The sequence below is a fragment of the Pseudomonas juntendi genome (genome assembly GCF_009932375.1).
Taxonomy (GTDB): domain Bacteria; phylum Pseudomonadota; class Gammaproteobacteria; order Pseudomonadales; family Pseudomonadaceae; genus Aquipseudomonas; species Aquipseudomonas juntendi.
On the sequence record NZ_BLJG01000375.1, the window covers coordinates 1 to 2,500 of the forward strand.

Genomic DNA, 2,500 nt, shown 5'->3' on the forward strand with positions numbered 1-2,500 from the left:
CCCACAGGAATAATTGGCCCGAAACAAACGTAGGGAGGAGCGAGCGCAGCTCGCGATTGCGCCGCGCGGGCGGCGCTCGCTCTAACAGGCGCTGCCATACCTTGTGGCAAACACCTGTCAGCCCTAAGGCGACCCCTGTGGGAGCTGGCTTGCCGGCGACAAGGCCAGTGCAAGCCATCAAAGGGGCGGGAGAATTTCCACATCCGGGAGATCCATGGCCGCTACCTCCTGTTCCAGAAACGCACTCAACCGGCGCAACCGCTCGCCCCCGCGCCGGGTACGCGGCCACACCAGGTAGTAATCCATGCCACTGGGCACCGCCGTTGGCCAGGGCAGGCTCAGGCGCTTCTGCGCCACGTCCTCGGCCACCATCAGCAAGTCGCCGATGGAGATGCCGTAGCCACGCGCTGCGGCAATCATGCTCAGCTCCAGCGTGTCGAAAACCTGCCCACCCTTGAGCGATACCTTGCCAGCGAGGCCCATGCGCTGCAGCCAGTCACGCCAGTCGCGCTTGTCCACCGTGGGGTGCAGCAGCTCGATACCGGCCAGCCGGGACACGCTCCAGGGCTTTTCGCCAAGCAGGTCCGGTGCGCCGACCGGAATCAACAACTCCGGGAACAGCTTGCGTACCTCCCAGTCTGCCGGGAACACTCCATCGCTGAGCAACACGGCACAATCGAACGGTTCATGGTTGAAGTCCACATGGTCCACATCCATCCAGGCGCTGGTCAGTTGTACCTCGTTACCGGGTTGCAGGTGGCGAAACCGGCTCAGGCAGGCCAGCAGCCACCGCATGGTCAGGGTCGAAGGTGCTTTCATGCGCAGGATGTCATCTTCACCACACAGGGTTTCACAGGCACGGGCGAACGCGGCAAAGCCTTCGCGCACCCCCGGCAGCAATACCCGCCCTGCTTCGGTCAGTTGCAGGTTGCGGCCACTGCGCACGAACAGGCGGCAGGCGAAATGCTCTTCCAGGGTACGGATATGCCGGCTGATGGCACTTTGCGTGATCGACAGCTCTTCGCCCGCGCGGGTGAACGAACTGAGCCGCGCGGCGGCCTCGAATGCGCGCAAAGCATACAGCGGAGGTAGCTGGCGCGACATGAGGCACCTGCAATCTAGGGACAGAGGCGAATTATCCGAAACTTGTAGGCATGAGTTCAACTCATGCCAACCATCGCTTTTATCCTTTTGTGCAAAGTTGACCAAAGCCTCAGAATCGCGCTTCGTTGATCACCTCAGGAACAAGGACAGCCCATGCACGTCGCGCCCACTACAGAACTCAAGGCTTTACTGCGCCTGGCCGGGCCGCTGATCGCCTCGCAGCTGGCGCACATGCTGATGGTGCTGACCGACACCCTGATGATGGCCCGCATCAGCCCGCAGGCCTTGGCCGGCGGTGGCTTGGGTGCCGCCAGCTATTCCTTCGTGTCGATTTTCTGCCTGGGGGTGATCGCCGCAGTGGGTACCCTGGTGGCGATTCGCAAGGGCGCCAACGACATCGAAGGGGCCACCCGCCTGGCTCAGAACGGCCTGTGGCTGGCCTGGGGCCTGGCGCTGTTCGCCGCGCTGGTGCTGTGGAACCTTGAGCCGGTACTGCTGCTGTTCGGGCAACAGCCCGAGAACGTGGCCTCGGCTGCCCAGTTTCTGACCCTGCTGCCGCTGGCGTTGCCCGGTTACCTGACCTTCATGGCCTTGCGCGGGTTCACCAGTGCCCTTGGCCGTTCGACCCCGGTGATGGTCATCAGCCTGGTCGGCACGGTGCTGAACTACCTGCTCAACGTGGCGCTGATCGAGGGCATGTTCGGCCTGCCCAGGCTCGGGCTGATGGGTATCGGCCTGGTCACTGCGGTGGTGTCGATGGGCATGGCCATTGCCCTGTCGTTGTACATCCGCTGGCACCCGGCCTATGCCGCCTACCCGCTGCGCAAGGGCCTGTCGCGCCCATCGCTGCACGCCCTGCGTGAGCTGTGGCGGCTGGGCCTGCCGATTGGCGGCACCTACATGGTGGAAGTGGGCCTGTTCGCCTTTGCCGCGTTGTGCATGGGGGTGCTGGGCAGCACCGAACTGGCGGCCCACCAGATCGCCCTGCAGATCGTGTCCACGGCATTCATGGTGCCGACAGGGCTCTCCTATGCGGTAACCATGCGCGTGGGCTTGTACTACGGCGCCGGCAACCTGCTGGCGGCGCGCAGCGCGGGGCGCGTGGGCATCGGCTTCGGGGCAACCGTGATGTTTGCCTTTGCCGCGCTGTTTTTGCTGTTGCCCGAGGCGCTGGTGAGCCTGTTCATAGACCGTAATGACCCGGGCTTTGCCGCCATCTACCAACTGGCGGTGCACTTGTTGATGGTGGCCGCCTGGTTCGAGTTGTTCGATGGCATGCAGACCATCGCCATGGGCTCCATACGCGGCCTGAAAGATGCCAAGACCACCTTCCTGATCGGGCTGTGCTGCTATTGGCTGGTAGGGGCGCCGAGCGCCTGGCTGTTCGCGTTCAACC

The 2,500-nt window shown here is 63.8% G+C and carries 2 protein-coding genes; one reads left to right on the top strand and one right to left on the bottom strand.

The annotated features are described in order from the left end of the window. Positions 1–177: 177 nt before the first annotated feature. Positions 178–1,104 (bottom strand): LysR substrate-binding domain-containing protein, encoded by a 927-nt coding sequence (locus GYA94_RS26090; protein ID WP_161893397.1) that lies wholly within the window; start codon positions 1,102–1,104, stop codon positions 178–180. Between the two features lie 153 nt (positions 1,105–1,257). Between GYA94_RS26090 and GYA94_RS26095 the strand changes: the two genes are divergently transcribed. Continuing rightward, a partial coding sequence (locus tag GYA94_RS26095) for a NorM family multidrug efflux MATE transporter (protein WP_161893398.1) occupies positions 1,258–2,500 on the top strand: 1,243 nt, incomplete at its 3' end.

Excerpts from the sequence above, each read along its gene's own strand:
- GYA94_RS26090 (WP_161893397.1), bottom strand. The coding sequence starts at position 1,104 with ATGTCGCGCCAGCTACCTCCGCTGTATGCTTTGCGCGCATTCGAGGCC.